The following is a 21,872-nucleotide window of genomic DNA, read 5'->3' on the forward strand; positions in this document are numbered from 1 at the left end:
TCGGCTCCCTTTCCCCCTCGCCCCCTTGGGGGAGAGGGCTGGGGTGAGGGGGGAAAGATCTCCCTGACACCCCGCAAAAGTTTGCCCAACGAATTCGAGGATCTTGCAATGTCCACAATGATACGTCCGGCCCTGAGCCTGCTGGTGCTGATGACCCTGGTCACTGGCGTGGCCTATCCACTGCTGGTGACCGGCGTCGCGCAGGTCGCTTTCCCTGATCAGGCCAATGGCAGCCTGGTGCGCGATGCCGACGGCAAAGTGCGCGGCTCGGCGCTGATCGCCCAGGATTTCGTCGGTGATGCGTGGTTCCATCCGCGTCCATCGGCGGGCGCCTTCGCTACCGTTTCCAGCAGCGCCAGCAACTTCGCGCCGAGTAACCCGGCACTGGCCACCCGTGTGATCGACGACGCCAACAAACTACAGGTGCCCGGTCAGGGGCCGGTGCCGCTGGCGTTGCTGACCACCTCCGGCAGCGGCCTCGATCCACACTTGCCACCGGCGGCAATTGCCTATCAACTGGCGCGTGTCGCGGCGGCTCGCAACCTGCCGGTGTCGACCCTGCAGCAACTGCTCGATGCGCACATCGAACAGCCGCTGGTGGGCCCGCCGGTGGTGAATGTGCTGGAGCTGAACCGGGCGCTGGAAAAGCTCTGAACCGGCGGCGCGGCCATTCGCGAGCAAGCTCGTTCCCACAGGAAAACGCGTTCCATTGTGGGAGCGGGCTTGCTCGCGAAGAGGCCATTACTGGCAACACCTATACACCTGACTAAAGAGATCAAGCATGAGCGACTCCGGCCGCGCCGACGCGCTGTTAGCAGACCTGCCCCGCGACGGCCGTGGCCGGCTGAAAATCTTCCTCGGCGCCGCCCCCGGTGTCGGCAAGACCTACGCCATGCTCCAGGCTGCACACACGCAACTGCGCCAGGGCGTGAAAGTCATCGCCGGCGTGGTCGAAACCCACGGCCGCGCGGAAACCGAAGCGCTGCTCGGCGGTTTGCCGCAGCAGCCGTTGGTGCGCTCGGAATACCGCGGTGTGATGCTCGAAGAAATGGACCTCGACGGCCTGCTCGCGGCCAGACCGAAACTGGTGCTGGTGGACGAACTGGCGCACACCAACGCCCCCGGCAGCCGTCACGCCAAGCGCTGGCAGGACATTCAGGAACTACTCGCCGCCGGCATCGACGTCTACACCACGGTCAACGTCCAGCACCTGGAGAGCCTCAACGATCAGGTGCGCGGCATCACCGGTGTGCAGGTGCGCGAAACCCTGCCGGACTGGGTGCTGCAGGAAGCCTACGAACTGCTACTGATCGACCTGCCACCGCGTGAACTGCTGGAGCGTCTACGCGAAGGCAAGGTCTACGTGCCGGAGCAGGCGCGCGCGGCGATCGATGCGTTTTTCACCCAGACCAATCTCACGGCGCTGCGCGAACTGGCGATGCAAACGGCGGCGGCGCAGGTCGATAACGATCTCGCCCAAGGCTATCGGCAACTCGGTCAGGCCGCGCCGGCAGTACGCGGGCGGTTGCTGGTCGGGGTCGATGGCGATGCGCATGCCGAGCGCCTGGTGCGTCACGCCAGTCGCGTCGCCCAGCGTCGGCATTTGCCGTGGAGTCTGGTGCACGTCGACAACGGTACGGCGCGCGATGAACAGTCGCGCCTGCGCCTGCAAAATGCTCAGCAACTTGCTGAACGTCTCGGCGGCGAAGTGGTGCTGCTGCGCGCCGGTGAAGTGGCGAAAACCCTGATCCAGCATGCCGCCGAGCGCCGCGCCAGTCTGGTGCTGGTTGGCCAGTCGCGGCCGAGTCTGCGTCGGCGCCTGTTCGGTGGCGGGCTCGCCGCGCGGTTGCTGCGCCAGGCGCACGGACTGGAAATCAACGTCCTCGACAACGAGCATGAACACCCGCAACCGCGCCTGCGGCCCACCTCGGCGCTGGTCTGGTTCGACTACGCGCTGGCGCTGCTGGCCACGGTGCTCGCCAGTGCGCTGGCGTGGGCGGTATCGAGTGTGTTGCCGCTGCCGAACATCTCGCTGGTGTTCCTCGCGGCGGTGTTGCTGGTGGCGGTGCGCAGCAGTCTGGGTCCGGCGCTGGCCTGCGCGGCGCTGTCGTTTCTGACCTACGATTTTCTGTTCATTCCGCCGAATTTTTCCTTCGCCATCCAGCGCGAAGAAGATGTGCTGACCTTGCTGTTTTTCCTGCTGATGGCGGCGCTGACCGGCAACCTTGCCGCACGCCAGCGCCGCCAGTTGCAGGCGCTGCGTGACACTCAGGAGGAGACCAGCGAACTGCTCGATCTGTCGCGCAAACTCACTGCTGCCACCGACCGCCAGGCCGTGGTCAGCGCCGCCGCGCAGCACCTCAATGGCTGGAGCGATCTGCAGTTGTGCCTGCTCAACCGCGACGGGCAGGGCGGCTGGAAAGTCGAGACCGGCGGGCCGCTGGAATTTAGTGAATCCGAGCGTGCCGCTGCCGATTGGGCGTGGCAGCACGATCAACCGGCGGGCATGGGCACCGGCACGCTGCCGTTCGGGCGCTGGTGGTGGTGGCCGTTGTCGGTGGAGGACGGGCCGCTGGCGTTGCTCGGGGTCTGCGCCAAAGAAGGCCAGAGCCTGAGCGGCCAGCGTCGACGCCTGCTCACCGCGTTAAGCCAGCCATTGGCTCAGGCGCTGGCCCGGGCACAGCTGGCGGATGATCTGGAGGCTGCGCGCCTGCACGGCGAAACCGAGCAATTGCGCAGTGCGCTGCTGGCCTCGGTGTCGCACGATTTGCGCACCCCGCTGACCGCCATGCGCGGCAGCATCGACAGCCTGCTGGCGCTCGGCGAAGCGATTCCGCTGGAGGATCGCCGCGAGTTGCTCGAAGGCACCCGCGACGAAGCCGAACGCCTCGACCGCTACATCCAGAACCTGCTGGACATGACCCGTCTCGGCCACGGCGCGCTGAAACTGGCGCGCGACTGGGTGGCGCCGGCGGACATCGTCGGCAGTTCGCTCAATCGCCTGCGCGCAGTGCTGGCGCCGTTGCAGGTCAGCACCGATGTGCCGGCCGAACTGCCGCTGCTGTTCGTGCATGCGGCGCTGATCGAACAGGCGCTGGTCAACGTGCTGGAAAACGCCGCGCGCTTCTCACCGGTTCACGGTCGTTTGCAACTGAGCGCCGGGGCCAAAGACGAGGAGATTTTTTTCACCGTCAGCGACGAAGGTCCGGGGATTCCCGAGGACGAGCGGGCGAAAATTTTCGATATGTTCTACACCGCCGCACGCGGCGATCGCGGCGGGCAGGGCACCGGTCTGGGGCTGGCGATCTGTCAGGGCATGGTCGGTGCGCATGGTGGGCGGATCAGCGTCGCCGACGGCATCGACGGGCGCGGCACCAGCATCACCTTGCACCTGCCGTTGCAAGCGCAACCGGGGATGGACAATGAAGCCTGAGCCCGGCTGCGCTACTCTCTTGCCAATCTTTTGTGTTGATGTGAATTCATGAGCCAGACCGCGACCATTTTGGTCATCGACGACGAACCGCAGATCCGCAAATTCCTGCGCATCAGCCTCGCCTCACAGGGCTACAAAGTGCTGGAGGCCGGCACCGGTGCCGAAGGCCTGGCGCAGGCCGCGCTGAACAAACCCGACTTGCTGGTGCTCGACCTCGGCCTGCCGGACATGGACGGCCAGCAGGTGCTGCGCGAGTTTCGCGAATGGGCCACCGCGCCGGTGCTGGTGCTCTCGGTGCGGGCCAGCGAAGGGCAGAAAGTCCAGGCGCTGGATGGCGGGGCCAACGATTACGTGACCAAACCGTTCGGCATTCAGGAATTTCTCGCCCGGGTCCGCGCCTTGTTGCGTCAGGCCCCGGCCGGCGAGGCGCAGCAGGCAGCGCTGACCTTTGGCCCGCTGACGGTGGATCTGGCCTATCGGCGGGTACTGCTCGACGGCGTCGAAGTGGCGCTGACCCGCAAGGAATACGCAGTGCTGGCGCAACTGGCGCGGCACCCGGGACGGGTGATCACCCAGCAGCAATTGCTCAAGGACATCTGGGGGCCGACGCACACTGAGGACAGTCATTATTTGCGGATTGTGGTCGGGCATCTGCGGCAGAAACTGGCGGATGATCCGACCCGGCCGCGGTTTATCGTGACCGAGGCGGGGGTTGGGTATCGGTTGTTGAGTGAGGGGGGGCTGTAGTTCTGGAGTGGCCGGTCTGGCGCTTTCGCGAGCAAGCCCGCTCCCACAGTGGGCGGTGTGATACGCACATCTAACGTACAACCGAGAACCCTGTGGGAGCGGGCTTGCCCGCGAAGAGGTCAGCCCAGACTGCCGGGATTTCAGCCTTGTTCACTCTCATACCGATCCAGCGTATCGCGCGCAATCTCGCGCCCCAGCGCGATCAGTTCCGGTGCCTTGTAGAACTCGAAAAACCGGCACACGCGCTTCGGCACGTTGATCAGCACGTCCGGCGGATAACCGGCGATCTTGTACTGCGCCAGCGAGGTCTGCATCACCTCGAAACTCTGGTTGATCAGGTCCAGCAGCGAAGCCGGCCCGACGTTGTCGATGATGAACGAACCGGTGGCAGATTTCGGCGCACCTTCGCGCTCCGGGGCGGCTGCCGGTTGCTGGCTTTCCGGTTCGCTGCCTTCAAGCCACGGGTTGATCTCTGCCGCTTGCGCGCGCAGGGCTTCCTGTTCGAGCAACAGCAACTGTTCGGCCTGTTTGCGGCGGAACGGCATCTTCGACCCGAGCGAGCTGAGCAAGCTGTCGAAGCGCGAACGAAACGCTGGCGGACGCGGGATTACCGGCAATTTGTAATGCCGCTGGTTGGTCGCGTTAAGGTTGACCGCGATGATCAGATCGCAGTGGCTGGACACCACCGGCACGATCGGCAGCGGGTTGAGAATGCCGCCGTCCACCAGCATCCGGTTGCCTTGCATCACTGGCGTGAACAGGCTGGGAATCGCCGCCGAGGCGCGCATCGCCTGATGCAGGCAGCCTTCCTGGAACCAGATTTCCTGCTGGTTGGTGAGGTCGGCGGCGACCGCAGTGTAGGGGATACGCAGCTCTTCAATGTTGATCTCGCCGACAATCTTGCGGATCTGCCCGAAGACCTTTTCGCCACGGATCGCCCCCAGACGAAAGCTCACGTCCACTAGGCGCAACACATCCAGATAATCCAGGGTTTCGATCCAGGTGCGGTACTCCTCGAGTTTGCCCGCCGCGTAGATCCCACCGACTACCGCGCCCATCGAACAACCGGCAATGCAGGCAATGTCGTAACCGCGTCTTTCGATCTCTTCGATAACCCCGATATGCGCATAACCCCGGGCGCCACCGGAACCCAGCACCAGTGCGACACGTTTTTTCATCCAGCATCCTCCGCGACAAGTTTGCACAATGCACCCATCCGGGGGCGGGCGACAATCGTCAGGGTCGTTGAGGAGGGTCGCGGCGTCGTTTTTTCGATACGCCGTGAGCGCTCGACGCTATGCTTTCGACACCGCAGAATCATCGGGCGCCAAGGCACTTTTTTCGCGGCGCACCGTCTTACCTGCACGACTGTTGACCTATTTGAGGTGTAAGTGATGAAAGCCTGGATCTGTGTGCCGTTGATCGCGCTGGCATTGGCCGGTTGCGCGGGCAAGACTGCTTATCGTGACAGCTGTGGCAGCCAGCTCGACGCGGCGTGGCATGAGCTGGATCTGGCCAAGGCCGAAGGTTTTGCCGGTACGGTCAGTTACTCCAAGGCGCTGTCGCTGCTGACCGCGGCCAAGACCCAGCAGCAATTCGAAGGCTTCGAAGGCTGCAGCAACAAGGCCGAGAAAGCCCGGTTCTACATTCGCGAATCCCGCGCCGGCCGATAGAAACAGCTGCAAGATTGAAGCGGCAAGCTACAAGTCAAGGGTACGCGCGCAACTTGTAGCTTGAAGCTTGCCGCTTTTAACTGTTTACGGAGTAAACCCATGGTGGATCGGTTGGTGGCTCATGTCCTGAGCCTGGAAGTGCGGCTGCTGGCCTGTCAGGCGCGTATGACCGCGCGGACCGATCCCGAAGCGTTGCACGATTTGCGCACCACGGTGCGGCGTTTGCGCAGTCTGCTGCGACCCTTGCGTGGTTTGCCCGGTGTCGAGCAGCTGGAAAGCGCCGCCTCGGCGGTGGGCCAGTTGACCACACCGTGGCGCGATCGCGAGGTGTTGGCGGCGTATCTGCTCAAGCACGATCAGCCACACGCCGCGCAACGGCGCATGGCGCAAATGGCCGAAGCCTATCCGGCACTGGCGGCGAGCGCCGAAGTCGCCTCGCTGCTGATCATCCTTGATGCTTTCCCGCGTTTCCTGCGTGCTTCCCAGCGTCAGGGCCTGCTCAAAGGCCTGGGGAAACGCATCGAAAAACGCCTGCACAAACAATGGAAAAAACTCGACCAAGCGCTGCATGATCCGGCCCATGACCGGCATCGCCTGCGCTTGCTGATCAAACGCGTGCGCTATGGCATCGAAGCCTATCCGGAACTGGATCGCCTGCCGTCAGCGGCGCTGCAGCGGCTGAAGTCGGCGCAAGGCGCGCTGGGTGACTGGCACGATTGCTGGCAATGGCTGGCGCGGGCCGAGCAGGAAAGCGATCTGCAACCGTGCGTGGCAACCTGGCAGGCCGGTCTGATCAAGGCTGAAGCCAAGGCGGACCGGGTGCTGGAAAAACTCAGCGCCAGTTGCTTCAAATAATCGAAATCACCTGAACCCTGTAGGAGCTGCCGAAGGCTGCGATCTTTTGATCTTATAAAAGCAAAGATCGCAGCCTGCGGCAGCTCCTACAGGGGCTTTCATCGATCCGGAAATCGGGTAAGGCCTTTCTGTCCGTCCATTTGACCGGAATAGACGCTGCGGCACCGTGCCGGGCTGGTTAAGATCGCTGCATTCCTTTTTTGGTTGTCGAGGTTGTCATGCGCTTTTTCGATCTGCTCGAGGCGGTTCGTCGCCAACCCGAAGTGAGCATTCCCGCCGAGTGGGGCCAGGGCCGGGCCAGTTTTGGTGGCCTGGTAGCGGCGCTGCAATTTGAGGTGATGCGCGCGAAAGTCCCGGCGGAGCGTCCGGTGCGCTCGCTGGCGATCACCTTTGTCGGCCCGGTCGAGCCGCAAGTCCCGGTAAGTTTCGAAGTCGATGTATTACGCGAGGGTAAAGCGGTCAGCCAAGTATTGGGGCGGGCGCTGCAGAACGGTCAGGTAGTCACCATCGTGCAGGGTAGCTTCGGTGCTTCGCGGCCTTCGGAGGTGGCCGTCGAAGCCTATCCGGCGCCGTCAATGAAACACTGGGACGAATGCCCGGAGCTGCCTTATATCAAAGGCGTGACGCCAGAGTTCATGCGGCATTTGGCGATGCGCTGGAATGTCGGTGGCATGCCGTTTACCAACACTCAATCGCGGCTGATGGGCGGCTGGGTGCGCTTGCGCGGCGATGTGAAGGAAGAGCCGGTCAACGAAGCGCATCTGCTGGCGCTGGTGGACGCCTGGCCGCCAGCACTGTTGCCGTACCTGAAGAAGCCGGCACCCGGCAGCACGCTGACCTGGACCATCGAATTCGTACAGCCGCTACGCGACTTGAGCACGCTGGACTGGTGCCAATACCTGGCGGACATCGAATACGCCGCCGACGGCTACGGCCATGTCGCCGCGAAGCTGTGGAGTGCAGAAGGGCAATTGATCGCCATGAGCCGGCAGACCGTGACGATTTTTGCCTGACTCAATGCCGACGGTGGCGCTCATGCCAGGCGCGCCACCAGCCGCCGCTGAGGAAAAACCGTGGAAAAGTCAGAAACTGTTCGACCAGCAAGCGTGACACGGCATCCTTGCGATCACTGAACGGCTCGGAGGCTTGCGCCTCCAGGCTGTGGCCGTGGCGCTGCAGACCCAGCGCCGCGACAATCCCGATCACGCCAATAGCGACACTCGCCAGGCTCAGGCTGAACACGCCGGAGACGATCAACAGAAAGGCGACGATGAACAGTGGCACGGCAATCAGGTGCAACACCAGATTGGTCGGGTGCTGGTGATTGTCCGGGTATGCGCGCCATTGCCACGCGGGAAGGTTGGGGTGACGTTTGCCCATGTTGACTACTCCTCGATCCATGTTGAACACATGGCTGAAGAATAGGCTGGGGCGGGTGGGGCGGCGAATCAAGGTTGGCTATGGCGGTGATAGGTGTCACTGCTGGATTCGATGTTGACCTGGCTGACGCCTTCGCGAGCAAGCCCGCTCCCACAGGAGATCTTTGGCGTTGGCCAATTTCCTGTGGGAGCGGGCTTGCTCGCGAAGAGGCCGTCACAGTTTCAACTGCCCGATCGCCTTGTTCAACTCCCCGGCCAACGTCGCCAGCTCATTACTGGTGGTCGCTGAATCCACGGTTTGCTGCACAGTGTTTTCGGTCACATCACGAATGCTCACCACCGCCCGATTCATCTCTTCCGCCACCTGACTCTGCTGCTCGGCCGCCACGGCAATCTGCGTATTGCTTTCACGCATCTGCGCCACGGCACCGGTGATTTCCGCCAGCGCCTCGCCAGCCTCTTGCGCCTGTTGCACGCAGTCGTCGGCCTTATACGAACTCTCCTGCATGAAGTCCACCGCATCGCGGGTGCCGGCCTGCAGCGCCGAGACCATGGTGGTGATTTCATCGGTGGAGGTCTGCACGCGTTTTGCCAGGTTGCGCACCTCGTCAGCGACCACGGCAAACCCACGGCCCATCTCGCCAGCGCGAGCGGCTTCGATGGCGGCGTTGAGCGCCAGCAGATTGGTCTGTTCGGCGATGCTGTGAATCACGCTGACCACGCCGTTGATCTTCTGGCTGTCCTCCGCCATGCGCTGGATCATCTCGGCGGTCTGCTGCACGCCGCTGGACAGTCCGGCAATCGACTGTTGCACGCGGCTGACTACCTGCTGGCCGCTGCCCGCGAGGCCATCGGCAGTCTTCGACAGATCACGGGTCGCACCGGCGTGCTGGGCGATGTGATAAACGGTGGCGGTCATTTCGTTGATCGCGGTGGCCGCCTGATCGGTCTCGCTTTGCTGGCCGAGCATGCCATGGCGCACTTCGTTCATGCTCGCGGCCAATCGAGCAGCGCCGACATCGAGTTGCCGCGCCGTGTTGGCGACCGTGGTCACCACCCGTTGATACCCAGCCTGCATCGCATTGAACGCGTTGGCCATCTGCCCGACTTCATCCTTGCACGCCAGCGGCACACGAGCCGAGAGGTCGCCGCTTTTCTCGACATGCAGCATCACGTCTTTCAGCGTATTGAGCTGGCTGAGCAGGAAGCGGATCAGCAACTGTGAAGCGCCGAGCATCGCCAGCATCAGGATGAATACGGCCACGGCGTAGTTGGCAAAACGCTCGCTGAACACTTGCGCCAGGCTTGGGCCGTAGGCAATCACAGCGACCTGCTGGCCATCGGCACGGCTGAACACTTCGGCGCCGAGCAACGGGTTGTCGCCGAACAGCGGCAGGTGACTGATCGGGTTCCAGCCGTTGCTGTCGCTGAGCTCCAGCAGCGGTTGATCGTTGAGGCGCGGTGCTTCGCCGCGTTTGAAGGTCAGCACCTGCTCGGCCTTGGGCAAAACTTGCCCGGCCGGCCAGGCCTTGAGCAATTGCGCCTGCGCCTGAGCCGAGGCTTGCGCCGCGTGGCTGCGCGCCTGTTGCTCAAGGTGCACGGCGTACAGCACCAGCAGCAGGGTGGTGACAAAGGCGACCGCATTGACCGCCCAGAATTTGTATTTCAGCGAGATATTGCTAAGCCAGGCACCCATGGAGGTCTTCTCTGATAGCGGCAACAGTTTTGGCAAGGTGCCATTATTGTGCCGCTATGGATGAGGTTGGGGTTGATGTGGGTCAACAGATCAAAAGATCGCAGCCTGCGGCAGCTCCTACATTTTGGAATGCATTCCCCTGTAGGAGCTGCCGCAGGCTGCGATCTTTTTACGGCTTACGCCAATGTCGATAGGCTAAAGAACGCACGGGCACAAGCCGTGGTATGCGCCGCCAGATCATCTTCGCTTTCACCGCGATGCAGCGCTACCTCACGCAACACTTCGCTCAGATACGCCGGTTCATTGCGGCCGTTTTTCGGCTTTGGCCGCATGGTGCGTGGCAGCAGGTAGGGCGCGTCGCTTTCCAGCATCAACCGTCCGCGCTTGATCTCTTTGACCAGCGGGTGCAGGTGCGTGCCGCGGCGCTCGTCGCAGATCCAGCCGGTGATGCCGATGTGCAGGTCCAGGTCCAGATAACTGAACAGGGCTTTCTGCTCGCCGGTGAAGCAGTGCACCACGGCGGCGGGCAACTGATCGCGAAAGCCGCGGAGGATTTCCAGCAGACGCTGGCTGGCGTCACGTTCGTGAAGGAACACCGGCAGTTGCAGCTCAGCGGCCAGGGCCAGGTGTTCTTCGAGGACTTTCTCCTGCTGCGCGCGCGGCGAGAAATCGCGGTTGAAGTCCAGCCCGCATTCACCCACGGCGACCACGTTGTTCTCCAGCAGCAGACTGCGTAAACGCCGTGCGCTGTCAGCGTTCCAGTCGCTGGCGGAATGCGGGTGAATGCCGGCGGTGGCAAACAGCCGTTGCCCGCTGTCATCCAGTTGCCGGCACAGCTCCAGTGCCTGCTCGCTGCCCTCGACACTGGTGCCGGTCAACACCAGTTGGCAGACCCCGGCGGCATAGGCGCGGTCGAGCACCGCCTGATGTTTTTCGGCGAAACTGGGGTTGGTCAGGTTGACGCCGATATCGATGAGTTGCATGGTGGCTACCTCTGGCCGAAGGCCGGAAAGCATATCAGAGCTGTAGATTCATAAGAAAAGCCAAGAACTACAAAGAGTTATAGCTGTCTCTTGATGCCGTGACGCAGGCCGGGTTGGCAGATTGCCATCAACGTGCCAGTCTCACGCACTTTGCCAGCGCTCCAGGCGCTCTGTTTTCGTCGGTGTTGATGACCGTTTGGCGGTCAGACAACACCCCGTATTCTTTCCGGAGAGTGGATGCATCGTCCCTCGGTTTTGCTCCTGTTGTGTGCGTCGCTGCTGCTGCCGATAACGGCGGTTGCGCGCCTGCCCGGGCCACTGCAAGCCGTGCCGGCCGCCAAGGTCCGCGACCTGACGGAGATCCGCAGCAGCCGCGTGTTGCGCGTGCTGGTCAATCAGAGCCGCAACAGCTCCGGCGAAGTGCAGGGTCAGGCCATCGGTGTCGAATACCATCGCCTGCGCGCCTTCGAGCAATACCTCAATGGTCACGCCCGCGATGGCCAGGAAATCACCCTCAAGATCATTCCCAAAGCCAAGGATCAATTGCTTGGCGCCTTGCAGCGTGGCGAAGGTGACCTTGTCGCGCCTGGCGAACTGCTCGATCTGCAGCCGGGCCATGCGGTCGCCAGCAGTGAGCCGGTCGCCCGCAATGTGCCGCTGGTGCTGGTCGGGATCAAGGGCGAACGTCGTTACAGCAAGGTTGAACAGTTGTCCGGCAAAACCCTGGCGCTGCCCACCGGCAGCGCTGCTGGCGATGTCGTCAGCCAGCTGAACCAGAAACTCGCGCTGCACAAACTGGCGCCGATCAAGATCGAATGGGTCGATCCCACTCTGGCCGTCGAAGACGTGCTGGAGATGGTTCAGGGCGGGATCTTTCACCTGACCATCGTCGAGCAACCCATCGCCGAGCGCTGGGGCAAGATCCTCCCCAAGCTGCGCGTCGATCGGCAACTGACGCTCAGCGAGCCGGGTGAGGAATACTGGTTCGTACGGCGCGATGCCTCGATGTTGCGGGCGAGCGTCGATCGTTTCCTGGTCGACTACAAACGGCCGTCGAACGAGGATGCCGAGTTTCTGCGGATCTATCGGCGCCTGTATCAAGTGCACTATCCATTGGCCAAGGCGGACCGCCAGCGTCTGGAAAAACTGCGGCCGACCCTGCAGAAACACGCTGACGCGCAGAGCATGGACTGGCTGAATCTGGCGGCGCTGGCGTTCAAGGAATCGGCGCTGCAACCCAGCGCCCGAGGGGGAGGCGGGCCGACCGGGCTGATGCAGATCACTCCGTCCGCGGCGCAGCGGGTTGGCGTCAGCAATATCCAGAATCTTGATGCGAACGTGCAGGCCGGGGCCAAGTACCTGGCGATGATCCGCCGCAAGTTTTTCAACAGTCCGAAACTCAATGAGCGCGAGCGCATGGCGTTCACCCTGGCGGCTTACAACATCGGACCGGAGCGCGTGCAAGGCATGCGTGCCGAGGCGCGGCGGCGTGGGCTGAACCCGAACCAGTGGTTCTTCCAGGTCGAGCGTATCGCCATGGAGCAGGTGGGGATGGGACCTGTCAGCTATGTTAATAGTGTGAACAAGTACTACCTGGCGTTCGACCGGGAGCGAGAGTCGCTGGAGCCCCGGGGCCAAAAAGTCGCCTCACGGAAATGATCTAATAATTTGATTGTTATGGCGGAATAATTGCGCTTTTAACATGAATTTAATTGATTAATATAGCGGCCAATCCCAACACACTTCTCGCACAACAAGGAATGCCCCATGAGCTCTCTGATCAACAAGGTTCTGTTCACCCGCGCCGGTTACGGCCTGACCATTCTGCGCATCGCGGTCGGCGTGATCTTCGCCGCCCACGGTTCGCAAAAGCTCTTCGGTCTGTTTGGTGGTTATGGGCTGGCGGGTACCGCGCAATACATGGAAAGCGTCGGCCTGCACCCGGGTTACCTGATGGCGACGCTGGCCGGTGGTACCGAGTTCTTCGCCGGTCTGGCGCTGATCATCGGTCTGCTGGTGCGTCCGGCAGCGCTGGGTCTGACCTTCCTGTCGCTGGTGGCGATCTTCACCGTGCACATCAGCAACGGTCTGTTCATGGCCAACAACGGTTACGAGTTCGCCCTGGCACTGCTCGGTGGCAGCCTCGCGGTGATGATCGAAGGCGCCGGCAAGCTTTCGGTGGATCGTGCCATCGCCGGTTAAGCGCTCTGGAACAAGGCAAAGGCCCGCACTGTGCGGGCCTTTTTTTGTTGTGGCCGATTCTTGACACTCGTCGGTCACGTTATCTAGGATGTTGCTCATGCGCCGATTTAAACAGCTACTTGCGGGGCGCCAGGTGACTCAGACAGTTGCCGTCAGAAGCCGGAACAGGGCTTCGAAATACCGCTAAAGCGCTGGTTCGGTGTTGCCTCTCACCTGCCATGCAGACTTTTGAGGCAGAGACACGACACGATGAATGCACTACACCCTCCAGCACGTCCCGCGCCGATCACGGCACATATCACCCAGCGCAACCCAAAAATCCTGCTTGGCGGTAAACATCAGCCGACGCTGTTGCGTTATCTCGATGGCTGGCCCCGTCGCAGCGGCGGTCCTGCCGCGTTCCTGATCCAGTTCGTTGAAGACGGTGAGTCACTGGCACGCTTTGCCAGCGACAGTTTCGATCTGGCCGTGATTCAGGCGCCGAGCGCTGAAGACGCGCCGGAAATGATCAAGCAACTGACCCGCGTGGCGCGGCAAGGCCTGATCACCCGCCGCTGAGATTCACGGGTATTCGATCGCCACGATATACACGAACTGTTCACCGGTGGGCGTCTGCACCCGGACTTCCGCGTCCAGCGCCTTGCCGATCAAGGCGCGGGCCAGCGGTGAGTCGATACTGATCAGGCCCAGTTTCAGATCCAGTTCATCCGGGCCGACGATGCGGTAGCGCGACTGCTTGCCGTCTTCGTCCTCGATGGTCACCCAGGCGCCGAAGTAGACCTTGTTCGGATCGCTGGGTTTTTCGCTGACCACCTTCAACGCTTCCAGGCGCTTGGTCAGAAAGCGCACGCGGCTGTCGATCTCGCGCAGCATCTTTTTGCCGTAGGTGTACTCGGCATTTTCCGAGCGATCGCCCTGTGCCGCCGCTTCGCTCACCGCCTGGGTAACCTGCGGGCGACGCACATGCCACAGCTCATGGAATTCGGCGCGCATCCGCGCTTCACCTTCAGGGGTGATCAGCGCGGTGCCGGCGGTGCGGGGAGGGCGATAACGGCTCATGGCAACTTCTTGTGATGGCGAAGGCTGGAGTTTATCAACCCTCGCGCAAGACTGTCAGCGGACTGGCGTTCAGCGCCCGGCGCGTGCCGAACACGCCCGCGCCACCAATCAGCGCCGCGCCGATCAGCGGCAGTACCAGCAGCCACGGATGCGGATGCCACGGCAGATCGAAGGCAAAGCGATACAGCACCAGACTCACCACCTCCGAACCCAGCGCCGCGAGCAAACCGCTGACCGCACCGAGCAGGCCGAACTCGATGCGCCGGGCCTTGATCAGCAACTGCCGCTCCGCGCCGAGTGCGCGTAACAGCGCGCCCTGGCGAATACGTTCATCCAGAGTGGCCTGCAACCCGGAGAACAGCACCGCCATGCCGGCCGCCAACACGAACAACAACACGTACTCCACCGCCAGGGTGACCTGGGCGAGGATGCTGCGCAGTTGTTCCAGCAGCGCCTCTACCTGAAGGATGCTCACCGCCGGAAAGGCTCGCGACAACTCGACGATCTGCTGATCATGCCCCGGCGCCAGATAGAAGCTGGTCAGATAGGTGGCTGGCAGATCCTTGAGTGTGCCGGGCTGGAAGATCATGAAGAAGTTCGGCTGGAAGTTGTCCCAGTTGATCTCGCGCAGACTGGTGACCTTGGCTTCACGATTGACCCCGCCGACGCTGAACACCATGTGATCGCCAAGCTTGAGCTTGAGGCTTTCGGCGACTTTGCCTTCCACCGACACCCCCGGAACGTCGTCCGAAGGCTGCGCGGTCCACCACGAACCGGAGGTGAGTTTGTTGCCCGCCGGCAAATCCGCGGCCCAGGTCAGGCTCAGATCGCGCTGCACCGCGCGGTCGCCGGCCGAATCCTTGCTGACGATCTGCTGCACCGGTTCGCCATTGATGCTGATCAGCCGCCCCGGCACCACCGGGTACAGCGGCGCTGCTTGGGCAGAGACTTTGATCAGGTGCTCGGTGAACGCCTGTTTGTCCGCCGGCAGGATGTTCAGGGCGAAATAGTTCGGGGCGTTTTTCGGCAGCTGGTTTTGCCAGGTGTCGAGCAGTTCACCGCGCAGCAGGGCGATCAACGCCATCGACAGCAGGATCAGCCCGAACGCCAGCGCCTGCCCGGCGGCAGCTAGCGGATGCCGCAACAACTGGCCCAGTCCCAAGCGCCATGGCAGCGATGCCCGGGCCAACAGGCGACGCAAACTGTTCAGCAGCAACAGCAGCAACCCGCCGAGAATCAGCGCTGCCACCACACCGCCGCCGAGCAGGGCGAAGGTCAGCAGCAGGTCGAGGCTCAGGCGCCACATGATCAGTCCGAGAGCGCCCAGCGCTGCGCCGTAAACCATCCAGGTGCTCGACGGGATCGGCAGCATGTCGCGGCGCAGCACGCGCAGCGGCGGCACCCGACCCAGCGCGGCCAGTGGTGGCAGGGCGAATCCGGCAAGCGCCACCAGCCCCGTACCGATCCCGGCCAACGCCGGAAACAGCCCACCCGGCGGCACATCTGCCGGCAACAGATCATGCAGCAGGGCAAACAGACCCAGCTGCGCCAACCAGCCGATCACTGCACCGCTGAGGGCCGCGAACAGCCCCAGCACAGTCAGTTGAATACTGAACAGCAGCAGGGTTTCCCGGCGTGACAAGCCGAGGCAGCGCAGCAAGGCACTGGCATCGAAGCGGCGACTGGCAAAGCGGTTCGCCGACAACGCCACGGCCACACCGGCCAGCAGCACCGCGACCAGACTGGCCATGTTCAGGTAGCGCTCGGCCTTGCCCAGCGCGCCGCCGATCTGCCGGTTGCCGTCGCGGGCATCCTGAATCCGCTGGTTCGCCGCCAATCCCGGTTTCAGCAGTTGCCGATAGGTTTCCAGCGCCTGCGGTTCGCCGCGCCACAGTTCGCGGTAGCTGACCCGGCTGCCGGGCTGCACCACGCCGGTGGCGGCGAGGTCGTCGAGGTTGATCATCACCCGCGGCGTCAGGCTGTAGAAGTTGCCGGCGCGATCCGGTTCGTAAGTCAGCACGCGGGTCATTTTGAGCGTCTTCGAACCGACGTCGATGCTGTCGCCGATCTTCAGATCCAGTGCCGTCAGCAGACGCGCTTCGACCCAGGCTTCACCGGGTTGCGGTTCGCCGCCAGCGGTTTCGGTGGCAAATGGCGCGGGGGCACTTTTCAACTCGCCGCGCAGCGGGTAGCCGCGGTCGACGGCTTTGATGCTCGATAACTGAATGCCGTTGTCAGTGGCGATGACGCTGGAAAACTCCACCACCTGCGCATGGCTCAAGCGCAGTTCGGTGCCGCTGCGGATCTGTTCGTCGCGGGCCGGCGAGCTGCCTTCCAGTACCAGATCAGCGCCAAGGAATTCGGTGGCACGCAGCATCATCGCGCCGTTGAGGCGGGCGCCGAAATAGCCGATGGCGGTGCTCGCCGCCACGGCCACCACCAAGGCGAAAAACAGCACGCGCAATTCCCCGGCGCGGGCGTCGCGCAGCAACTGGCGGACAGCGAGACTGAACAGACGCAACAGCGGCAGACGTGCCATCAAGGCTCCAGAGGGGCGACCAGCAGCCCGGCTTCAAGGCGGATCAGGCGCCGGCAGCGATGAGCCAGGCGTTCGTCGTGGGTCACCAGCACCAGGGTGGTGCCGCGTTCCTTGTTCAGTTCGAACAGCAAATCGCTGATGCGCTCGCCGGTGTGACTGTCGAGGTTGCCGGTGGGTTCGTCGGCGAACAGTACGTCCGGCTCGGCCGCGAACGCCCGGGCAATCGCCACGCGCTGTTGTTCGCCACCGGAGAGCTGGCGCGGCGAGTGCGTCAGGCGCTGGCCGAGGCCGACCCGTTGCAGCAGCTCGGTGGCGCGTTCGCGGGCGTCTTTGCGGCCGTCGAGTTCCAGCGGCAGCATGACGTTTTCCAGCGCGTTGAGGCTGTCGAGCAACTGGAAGGACTGAAAGACGAAGCCCACGTGTTCGGCGCGGATCCGCGCGCGCTGATCTTCGTCGAGATTGCTCAGGCCTTGTCCGGCGAGAATCACTTCGCCGCTGCTTGGCAAATCGAGGCCGGCGAGCAGGCCGAGCAGGGTGGATTTGCCGGAACCGGATGCGCCGACGATGGCCAGGCTGTCGCCCTTGTTCAGTTCCAGGCTGAGTTCGTGCAGGATGGTCAGTTCACCTTCCGCGCTGGGAACCACTTTGCTAAGGTTCTTCGCGGTGAGAATGCTTGCGCCCATGGAGAATCCGATGCGTGTGTGGTTTTTGAGTGCTGGCCTGGCCTTGATGTGCATGGCCCAGAACGCAGCGGCGGGTACTGTCCTGATCGTTGGCGATAGTATCAGCGCCGGTTTCGGACTGGATACCCGTCTGGGGTGGGTGTCGCTGCTCGAGCAGCGGCTCAAGAAGGAGGGTTTTGACGACAAAGTGGTCAATGCCTCCATCAGTGGCGACACCAGTGCCGGAGGCCAGGCACGCCTGCCGGCGCTGCTTGCAGAGCACAAGCCGGAACTGGTGATCCTCGAGCTGGGGGGCAATGACGGCCTGCGCGGAATGCCGCCAACGCAATTGCAACAAAACCTTGCGGCGATGATCGACAGCTCGCGGCAGAGCGGCGCCAGGGTGCTGTTGCTCGGCATGCAACTGCCGCCCAACTACGGCAAGCGTTACACCGATGCCTTCGCCGAGGTCTATGGCAAACTCGCTGACGAGAAAAAAGTGCCGCTGGTGCCGTTTTTCCTCGACGGTGTCGGCGGTCATCCGGACTTGATGCAGGCCGATGGTCTGCACCCGGCCGTCGGGGCTCAGGGCAAGTTGCTGGAAAATGTCTGGCCGACGCTGAAACCGCTGTTATGAGGCTTTTCTAGCGGCAGGCTTTCGGCTAATGTGGCGCCCCCTTAATTGGAGCCCCCGATGCCGCGCCCTGCCTGGTCCCTGTTTGCCTACCAACTGATCGAGCCTGACGAACAGCTGGATCTGTTCGCCTGCCAGGAAGTGCGGGTGCATCTGGTGACCCGTCAGCTCGAACTCGGTGGTTCGGCCGACCGCACGCTCTGCGGCAGCCTGCTGCCGGCGCAACCGCGCTGGTCGAGTGTCGATCGCCGGGTGTTCCAGGATCAGCGCCTGTGTTCATTATGCCGGGCGATACTCGAGTCGCAGAAGCGTGGCACCTCGCCGATCTGGCCGGAATTGCGTTTCGAGCTCTGAAGTCAAAAGATCGCAGCCTCGGCAGCTCCTACATGAAGAGTTTGGTCTGCCTATCGGGCTGTCTCCCCGAATTCCCGGGGCGCGGTGTACAATCGCGCTCCTAAACCCTTGTTGATCATGCGAAGGATTTTCCGGATGTTGCCGCGCTTTCCTGCCGTCACCCGCTGCCTGTCACTTGCCGCCCTGTGTGTGGCCGGTCCCGTTGCTGCATTGGAGTTTCCCTTGCCACCACCCGGTGAGGACATCATCGGCCAGGTGCAGGTGATCAAGGCCAAGTACGAAGACACCTTCGCTGACCTGGGCACCAAATACGATCTGGGCTATTCGGAAATGGTTGCGGCCAACCCGGGCGTCGATGCCTGGCTGCCGGGCGCCGGTACCGAGATCGTGCTGCCGACGCGTTTCATTCTGCCGCCGGGTCCGCGCGAAGGCATCGTGATCAACCTCGCCGAATACCGCCTCTACTACTACCCGAAAGGCCGGAACGTGGTGTACACCTTCCCACTGGGTATCGGTCGTGAAGGCTGGGGCTCGCCAATCGCTCACACCTCGATCACCGCCAAGACGCCGAACCCGACCTGGACGCCTCCGGCGTCGATCAAGGCTGAACACGCCGCCGATGGTGATCCGTTGCCGAACGTGGTGCCGGCCGGTCCGGATAACCCGCTGGGGCCGTTCAAGTTCACCTTGGGCACGCCCGGCTACCTGATCCACGGTTCGAACAAGAAGTTCGGCATCGGCATGCGCACCAGCCACGGTTGCTTCCGCATGTTCAACAACAACGTGCTGGAGATGGCGGCGATGGTGCCGGTCGGCACCTCGGTACGCATCCTCAACGACGCGTACAAGTTTGGCAGCAGTGGCGGCAAGGTCTACCTGGAAGCGCACACGCCGATCGACGACAAGGGCAACCCGTCGGTAGTCGACAAGCACACGGCGGTGATCAACGCGATGCTCAAGCGTGAAGACGTGACCAACAACCTGCGCGTCAACTGGGACGTGGTGCGCGATGTCGTGGCGGCCGAAGATGGCTTGCCCACCGAAATCGGCACGCCGAACACCTCGGCACCTATTGTCTCGAGTGCCCCGATCGACTTGCAGCAATAAACTCGATCCGGACCCGCCGACGCGTGAAGCGTCGGCGGGTTTTTTGTGCCTGGGACAAAAGCACCAGGCACAAAAAAGCCGACCCAGAAACTGGGTCGGCTGTATAACAATCCCGAGGGATTATTACTTGCGGCTAGCTTTGTCCAGCATGCGCAGAGCACGCTCGTTAGCTTCGTCAGCAGTCTGTTGTGCTTTTTGAGCAGCAGCCAGAGCTTCATCAGCTTTACGGTAAGCTTCGTCTGCACGAGCCTGGGAGCGAGCAGCTGCGTCTTCAGTAGCGGTCAGACGTGCTTCGGTTTCTTTCGATGCGCTGCTGCAACCGGTAGCCAGAACTGCGGCCAGAGCCAGAGCAGAGAATTTCAGAACGTTGTTCATCGTGTTCCCCTTCAAGGACTTTCAATTAAGTGGCTTTCTCCTCCGATTGAGGAAATAGCCGGCGTACATACTACCCATTACTTGTAGTAAGTAAACTGACGTAGCGCAAGAAGCAAAAAAAATTGTAGGCGTTGATTCTTTTTCGAGCAACTTTTAACGCAGCTGTATAAAAAATATCCAGCTGCAAGCCACGGCCTGAGCCGATTGATGAGAAAAAGTTCCCATTGTTCGTACAGTTTTTTGCGGTCTTGCACCAAGTCTGTCTAGATGAATTTGTCTACACTTTCGTCCCGGTTGTGCATGACGCCTCGTCCGCTCTTTGTCGCTCTTGAGGTGACTTTAAACAAGTCGCTGCGTCTCAAGTCTCGACATCCGGCAATGTTCAGGTGAGCGCACCGGGAAAAGCTTCCCCGCGCCTGCCGCTACGCCACCCGGTGTCACCCGGTCAACGAGCCTGATCAGCGCACCTTGAGCATTTTCGCCAATGGTGCCTACTATTTGTCAGGTGCTCGGTTGCGCGAGATCGGTGTGGCTCTTCTCGGTGTCCATCAGGCACGGGGTGGCGTAGATGTTCCTTCGCCGGAAAAACATCGGTAAGGTAGGGGTCAGAATCCAAGACCCGCGAGGAGTAGTGATGAGCGAGGCGTTGTCCATCCACCATGACCAGGCTGGTCATCAGTTCGAGACCAATGTGGACGGTCATCGTGCCTACCTGACCTATATGGATCTGGGGAAACAGACCCTGGATATCTACCGCACGTTCGTGCCCAACGCCCTGCGTGGCCGAGGCATCGCGGCGGCACTGACCGAAAGCGCGCTGCAATACGCCGAGGAAATGGGCTACACAGTGATCCCCTCGTGCTCCTACGTCGAGCGCTACATGGAACGCCATCAGAAGCGCGCCGCGAAGATCTGATAACAGCGCACACACAAAAACGCCGGGTAATGCCCGGCGTTTTTTTATGCCCGCGAAACGCCGATCAGCGGCGCTGGCGCTTGGGCAGAACATCCTTGAGCTTGGCGTGCATGCTGCGCAGGGTGTTCTCGGTAGCGGCCCAGTCGATGCAGGCATCGGTGATCGACACGCCGTATTGCAGGTCGGCGAGGTCTTTCGGGATGGCCTGGCAACCCCAGTTCAGATGACTCTCGACCATCAGGCCGATGATCGACTGGTTGCCTTCGAGGATCTGGTTGGCGACGTTTTCCATCACCAGCGGTTGCAGGGCCGGGTCCTTGTTGGAATTGGCGTGGCTGCAGTCGACCATGATGTTCGGCTTGATCTTCGCCTTGTTCAGCGCCTGCTCGCACAGGGCGACACTGACCGAATCGTAGTTCGGCTTGCCGTTGCCACCGCGCAGCACCACGTGACCGTAGGCGTTGCCTTTGGTGGTGACGATCGACACGCCACCTTCCTGGTTGATGCCGAGGAAACGGTGCGGGCTGGAAACCGACTGCAGGGCGTTGATCGCCACGGTCAGGCCGCCGTCGGTACCGTTCTTGAAGCCGACCGCCGAGGACAGGCCGGACGCCATTTCCCGGTGGGTCTGCGATTCGGTGGTGCGCGCGCCGATGGCCGACCAGCTGATCAAGTCCTGCAGATACTGCGGGGAGATCGGGTCGAGCGCTTCGGTTGCGGTCGGCAGGCCTTTCTCGGCCAGATCCAGCAGCAACTGGCGACCGATGTGCAGGCCGTCCTGGATCTTGAACGAGTCGTCCAGGTACGGATCGTTGATCAGACCTTTCCAGCCGACGGTGGTCCGCGGCTTCTCGAAATACACGCGCATCACCAGATACAGGGTATCGGAGACTTCCGCCGCCAGTTCCTTGAGGCGGTCAGCGTATTCGTGGGCAGCCTTGATGTCGTGGATCGAGCACGGGCCGATCACGACGAACAGACGGTGGTCAGTGCCATCAAGAATGTTGCGAATGACTTCGCGGCCCTTGGTGACGGTGCGCAGCGCAGCATCGCTCAGAGGGATATCACGCTTGAGCTGATCGGGAGTGATCAGGGTCTCGTTAGAGGCGACGTTTAGGTCGTTGATCGGTAAATCAGCCATCGTTTACTCGTCAGGTCACGGGTGCCGGCCGCCAGCGATCCCCGCGCGGCGGAGCACAGCAGATTTAAGCGCGTCGGGGAGCCGAACCTTAGCGCGTCAGACGCGGCTCGACAATGG

At 62.3% G+C, this 21,872-nt stretch carries 22 protein-coding genes; 13 read left to right on the forward strand and 9 right to left on the reverse strand.

Going from position 1 to position 21,872, the window contains the following annotated elements:
* Positions 1-108: 108 nt before the first annotated feature.
* The 3 genes from kdpC to ACXR0M_RS17445 all read left to right on the forward strand — a co-directional run bounded on the left by kdpC (position 109) and on the right by ACXR0M_RS17445 (position 4,180).
* Positions 109-654, forward strand: coding sequence for a potassium-transporting ATPase subunit KdpC (kdpC, locus tag ACXR0M_RS17435; RefSeq protein ID WP_458833039.1), 546 nt, complete (start codon positions 109-111; stop codon positions 652-654).
* Positions 655-781: 127 nt separating this feature from the next.
* Positions 782-3,433 carry a DUF4118 domain-containing protein gene (locus ACXR0M_RS17440; protein ID WP_458833040.1) on the forward strand — a complete coding sequence of 884 codons (2,652 nt, stop codon included), beginning with the start codon at positions 782-784 and terminating at the stop codon, positions 3,431-3,433.
* 48 nt (positions 3,434-3,481) lie between these two features.
* Entirely contained in the window at positions 3,482-4,180 is a 699-nt protein-coding gene (locus tag ACXR0M_RS17445; RefSeq protein ID WP_458833041.1) for a response regulator, read from the forward strand.
* A 140-nt stretch (positions 4,181-4,320) separates the two neighbouring features.
* On the opposite strand, the gene ACXR0M_RS17450 is transcribed toward ACXR0M_RS17445, so the two are convergent.
* Positions 4,321-5,358: a patatin-like phospholipase family protein gene (locus tag ACXR0M_RS17450; protein WP_458833042.1), complete on the reverse strand. Its 1,038-nt coding sequence runs from the start codon at positions 5,356-5,358 to the stop codon at positions 4,321-4,323.
* 216 nt (positions 5,359-5,574) lie between these two features.
* Here ACXR0M_RS17450 and ACXR0M_RS17455 point away from each other — a divergent pair, with 216 nt between their 5' ends.
* The 3 genes from ACXR0M_RS17455 to ACXR0M_RS17465 all read left to right on the forward strand — a co-directional run bounded on the left by ACXR0M_RS17455 (position 5,575) and on the right by ACXR0M_RS17465 (position 7,721).
* Positions 5,575-5,853 (forward strand): hypothetical protein, encoded by a 279-nt coding sequence (locus ACXR0M_RS17455; RefSeq protein WP_007963692.1) that lies wholly within the window; start codon positions 5,575-5,577, stop codon positions 5,851-5,853.
* A gap of 99 nt (positions 5,854-5,952) precedes the next feature.
* A complete protein-coding gene (locus tag ACXR0M_RS17460) occupies positions 5,953-6,708 on the forward strand; it encodes a CHAD domain-containing protein (RefSeq protein WP_458833043.1) in 756 nt (251 codons plus the stop codon).
* 218 nt (positions 6,709-6,926) lie between these two features.
* On the forward strand, positions 6,927-7,721 hold the full coding sequence (locus ACXR0M_RS17465) for an acyl-CoA thioesterase (RefSeq protein WP_458833044.1): 795 nt from the start codon (positions 6,927-6,929) through the stop codon (positions 7,719-7,721).
* A gap of 1 nt (position 7,722) precedes the next feature.
* Here ACXR0M_RS17465 and ACXR0M_RS17470 read toward each other — a convergent pair whose 3' ends face one another.
* The 3 genes from ACXR0M_RS17470 to ACXR0M_RS17480 form a co-directional block, all read right to left on the reverse strand.
* Positions 7,723-8,088, reverse strand: a complete 366-nt coding sequence (locus ACXR0M_RS17470; RefSeq protein ID WP_458833045.1) for an Mpo1-like protein — start codon at positions 8,086-8,088, stop codon at positions 7,723-7,725.
* A 213-nt stretch (positions 8,089-8,301) separates the two neighbouring features.
* Entirely contained in the window at positions 8,302-9,783 is a 1,482-nt protein-coding gene (locus ACXR0M_RS17475; RefSeq protein WP_458833046.1) for a methyl-accepting chemotaxis protein, read from the reverse strand.
* A gap of 176 nt (positions 9,784-9,959) precedes the next feature.
* Entirely contained in the window at positions 9,960-10,766 is an 807-nt protein-coding gene (locus tag ACXR0M_RS17480; RefSeq protein ID WP_458833047.1) for a TatD family hydrolase, read from the reverse strand.
* 237 nt (positions 10,767-11,003) lie between these two features.
* Between ACXR0M_RS17480 and ACXR0M_RS17485 the strand changes: the two genes are divergently transcribed.
* From ACXR0M_RS17485 to ACXR0M_RS17495, 3 genes are all read left to right on the forward strand, one after another.
* Positions 11,004-12,425, forward strand: coding sequence for an MltF family protein (locus tag ACXR0M_RS17485; protein ID WP_458833048.1), 1,422 nt, complete (start codon positions 11,004-11,006; stop codon positions 12,423-12,425).
* 108 nt (positions 12,426-12,533) lie between these two features.
* The gene (locus ACXR0M_RS17490; protein WP_458833049.1) at positions 12,534-12,968 is read left to right on the forward strand and encodes a DoxX family protein; all 435 of its coding nucleotides are present in this window, start codon (positions 12,534-12,536) and stop codon (positions 12,966-12,968) included.
* A gap of 249 nt (positions 12,969-13,217) precedes the next feature.
* Positions 13,218-13,526, forward strand: a complete 309-nt coding sequence (locus ACXR0M_RS17495) for a class I SAM-dependent methyltransferase (protein WP_458833050.1) — start codon at positions 13,218-13,220, stop codon at positions 13,524-13,526.
* 3 nt (positions 13,527-13,529) lie between these two features.
* Here ACXR0M_RS17495 and greB read toward each other — a convergent pair whose 3' ends face one another.
* Genes greB through ACXR0M_RS17510 form a run of 3 tightly spaced genes read right to left on the reverse strand, consistent with a single transcriptional unit; the run spans position 13,530 to position 17,249 of the window.
* The gene (gene greB, locus ACXR0M_RS17500) at positions 13,530-14,027 is read right to left on the reverse strand and encodes a transcription elongation factor GreB (protein ID WP_016770885.1); all 498 of its coding nucleotides are present in this window, start codon (positions 14,025-14,027) and stop codon (positions 13,530-13,532) included.
* 34 nt (positions 14,028-14,061) lie between these two features.
* The gene (locus ACXR0M_RS17505; protein WP_458833051.1) at positions 14,062-16,566 is read right to left on the reverse strand and encodes an ABC transporter permease; all 2,505 of its coding nucleotides are present in this window, start codon (positions 16,564-16,566) and stop codon (positions 14,062-14,064) included.
* A complete protein-coding gene (locus tag ACXR0M_RS17510; RefSeq protein WP_007908572.1) occupies positions 16,566-17,249 on the reverse strand; it encodes an ABC transporter ATP-binding protein in 684 nt (227 codons plus the stop codon). The genes ACXR0M_RS17505 and ACXR0M_RS17510 overlap by 1 nt, the downstream gene beginning before the upstream one ends.
* A 10-nt stretch (positions 17,250-17,259) precedes the next feature.
* Here ACXR0M_RS17510 and ACXR0M_RS17515 point away from each other — a divergent pair, with 10 nt between their 5' ends.
* From ACXR0M_RS17515 to ACXR0M_RS17525, 3 genes are all read left to right on the forward strand, one after another.
* The gene (locus ACXR0M_RS17515; RefSeq protein WP_458833052.1) at positions 17,260-17,865 is read left to right on the forward strand and encodes an arylesterase; all 606 of its coding nucleotides are present in this window, start codon (positions 17,260-17,262) and stop codon (positions 17,863-17,865) included.
* A 57-nt stretch (positions 17,866-17,922) separates the two neighbouring features.
* A complete protein-coding gene (locus tag ACXR0M_RS17520) occupies positions 17,923-18,216 on the forward strand; it encodes a hypothetical protein (RefSeq protein WP_003226812.1) in 294 nt (97 codons plus the stop codon).
* Between the two features lie 135 nt (positions 18,217-18,351).
* Complete coding sequence (locus ACXR0M_RS17525) at positions 18,352-19,323, forward strand: L,D-transpeptidase family protein (RefSeq protein ID WP_041069516.1); 972 nt, start codon at positions 18,352-18,354, stop codon at positions 19,321-19,323.
* Positions 19,324-19,446: 123 nt separating this feature from the next.
* Here ACXR0M_RS17525 and oprI read toward each other — a convergent pair whose 3' ends face one another.
* Positions 19,447-19,698: an outer membrane lipoprotei OprI gene (oprI, locus tag ACXR0M_RS17530; RefSeq protein ID WP_003199355.1), complete on the reverse strand. Its 252-nt coding sequence runs from the start codon at positions 19,696-19,698 to the stop codon at positions 19,447-19,449.
* Positions 19,699-20,332: 634 nt separating this feature from the next.
* Here oprI and ACXR0M_RS17535 point away from each other — a divergent pair.
* Positions 20,333-20,614 carry a GNAT family N-acetyltransferase gene (locus tag ACXR0M_RS17535; protein ID WP_025113131.1) on the forward strand — a complete coding sequence of 94 codons (282 nt, stop codon included), beginning with the start codon at positions 20,333-20,335 and terminating at the stop codon, positions 20,612-20,614.
* Positions 20,615-20,678: 64 nt separating this feature from the next.
* On the opposite strand, the gene ACXR0M_RS17540 is transcribed toward ACXR0M_RS17535, so the two are convergent.
* Positions 20,679-21,755, reverse strand: coding sequence for a 3-deoxy-7-phosphoheptulonate synthase (locus ACXR0M_RS17540; protein WP_458833053.1), 1,077 nt, complete (start codon positions 21,753-21,755; stop codon positions 20,679-20,681).
* Positions 21,756-21,872 lie beyond the last annotated feature (117 nt).

The organism is Pseudomonas sp. Eth.TT006 (assembly GCF_054456575.1).

Excerpts from the sequence above, each read along its gene's own strand:
- ACXR0M_RS17515 (WP_458833052.1), top strand. The coding sequence starts at position 17,260 with ATGCGTGTGTGGTTTTTGAGTGCTGGCCTGGCCTTGATGTGCATGGCC.
- ACXR0M_RS17540 (WP_458833053.1), bottom strand. The coding sequence starts at position 21,755 with ATGGCTGATTTACCGATCAACGACCTAAACGTCGCCTCTAACGAGACC.
- ACXR0M_RS17465 (WP_458833044.1), top strand. The coding sequence starts at position 6,927 with ATGCGCTTTTTCGATCTGCTCGAGGCGGTTCGTCGCCAACCCGAAGTG.
- ACXR0M_RS17525 (WP_041069516.1), top strand. The coding sequence starts at position 18,352 with ATGTTGCCGCGCTTTCCTGCCGTCACCCGCTGCCTGTCACTTGCCGCC.
- oprI (WP_003199355.1), bottom strand. The coding sequence starts at position 19,698 with ATGAACAACGTTCTGAAATTCTCTGCTCTGGCTCTGGCCGCAGTTCTG.
- ACXR0M_RS17470 (WP_458833045.1), bottom strand. The coding sequence starts at position 8,088 with ATGGGCAAACGTCACCCCAACCTTCCCGCGTGGCAATGGCGCGCATAC.
- ACXR0M_RS17485 (WP_458833048.1), top strand. The coding sequence starts at position 11,004 with ATGCATCGTCCCTCGGTTTTGCTCCTGTTGTGTGCGTCGCTGCTGCTG.
- ACXR0M_RS17455 (WP_007963692.1), top strand. The coding sequence starts at position 5,575 with ATGAAAGCCTGGATCTGTGTGCCGTTGATCGCGCTGGCATTGGCCGGT.
- ACXR0M_RS17510 (WP_007908572.1), bottom strand. The coding sequence starts at position 17,249 with ATGGGCGCAAGCATTCTCACCGCGAAGAACCTTAGCAAAGTGGTTCCC.
- kdpC (WP_458833039.1), top strand. The coding sequence starts at position 109 with ATGTCCACAATGATACGTCCGGCCCTGAGCCTGCTGGTGCTGATGACC.
- ACXR0M_RS17440 (WP_458833040.1), top strand. The coding sequence starts at position 782 with ATGAGCGACTCCGGCCGCGCCGACGCGCTGTTAGCAGACCTGCCCCGC.
- ACXR0M_RS17535 (WP_025113131.1), top strand. The coding sequence starts at position 20,333 with ATGAGCGAGGCGTTGTCCATCCACCATGACCAGGCTGGTCATCAGTTC.
- ACXR0M_RS17505 (WP_458833051.1), bottom strand. The coding sequence starts at position 16,566 with ATGGCACGTCTGCCGCTGTTGCGTCTGTTCAGTCTCGCTGTCCGCCAG.
- ACXR0M_RS17475 (WP_458833046.1), bottom strand. The coding sequence starts at position 9,783 with ATGGGTGCCTGGCTTAGCAATATCTCGCTGAAATACAAATTCTGGGCG.
- greB (WP_016770885.1), bottom strand. The coding sequence starts at position 14,027 with ATGAGCCGTTATCGCCCTCCCCGCACCGCCGGCACCGCGCTGATCACC.
- ACXR0M_RS17520 (WP_003226812.1), top strand. The coding sequence starts at position 17,923 with ATGCCGCGCCCTGCCTGGTCCCTGTTTGCCTACCAACTGATCGAGCCT.
- ACXR0M_RS17490 (WP_458833049.1), top strand. The coding sequence starts at position 12,534 with ATGAGCTCTCTGATCAACAAGGTTCTGTTCACCCGCGCCGGTTACGGC.
- ACXR0M_RS17495 (WP_458833050.1), top strand. The coding sequence starts at position 13,218 with ATGAATGCACTACACCCTCCAGCACGTCCCGCGCCGATCACGGCACAT.
- ACXR0M_RS17460 (WP_458833043.1), top strand. The coding sequence starts at position 5,953 with ATGGTGGATCGGTTGGTGGCTCATGTCCTGAGCCTGGAAGTGCGGCTG.
- ACXR0M_RS17450 (WP_458833042.1), bottom strand. The coding sequence starts at position 5,358 with ATGAAAAAACGTGTCGCACTGGTGCTGGGTTCCGGTGGCGCCCGGGGT.
- ACXR0M_RS17480 (WP_458833047.1), bottom strand. The coding sequence starts at position 10,766 with ATGCAACTCATCGATATCGGCGTCAACCTGACCAACCCCAGTTTCGCC.
- ACXR0M_RS17445 (WP_458833041.1), top strand. The coding sequence starts at position 3,482 with ATGAGCCAGACCGCGACCATTTTGGTCATCGACGACGAACCGCAGATC.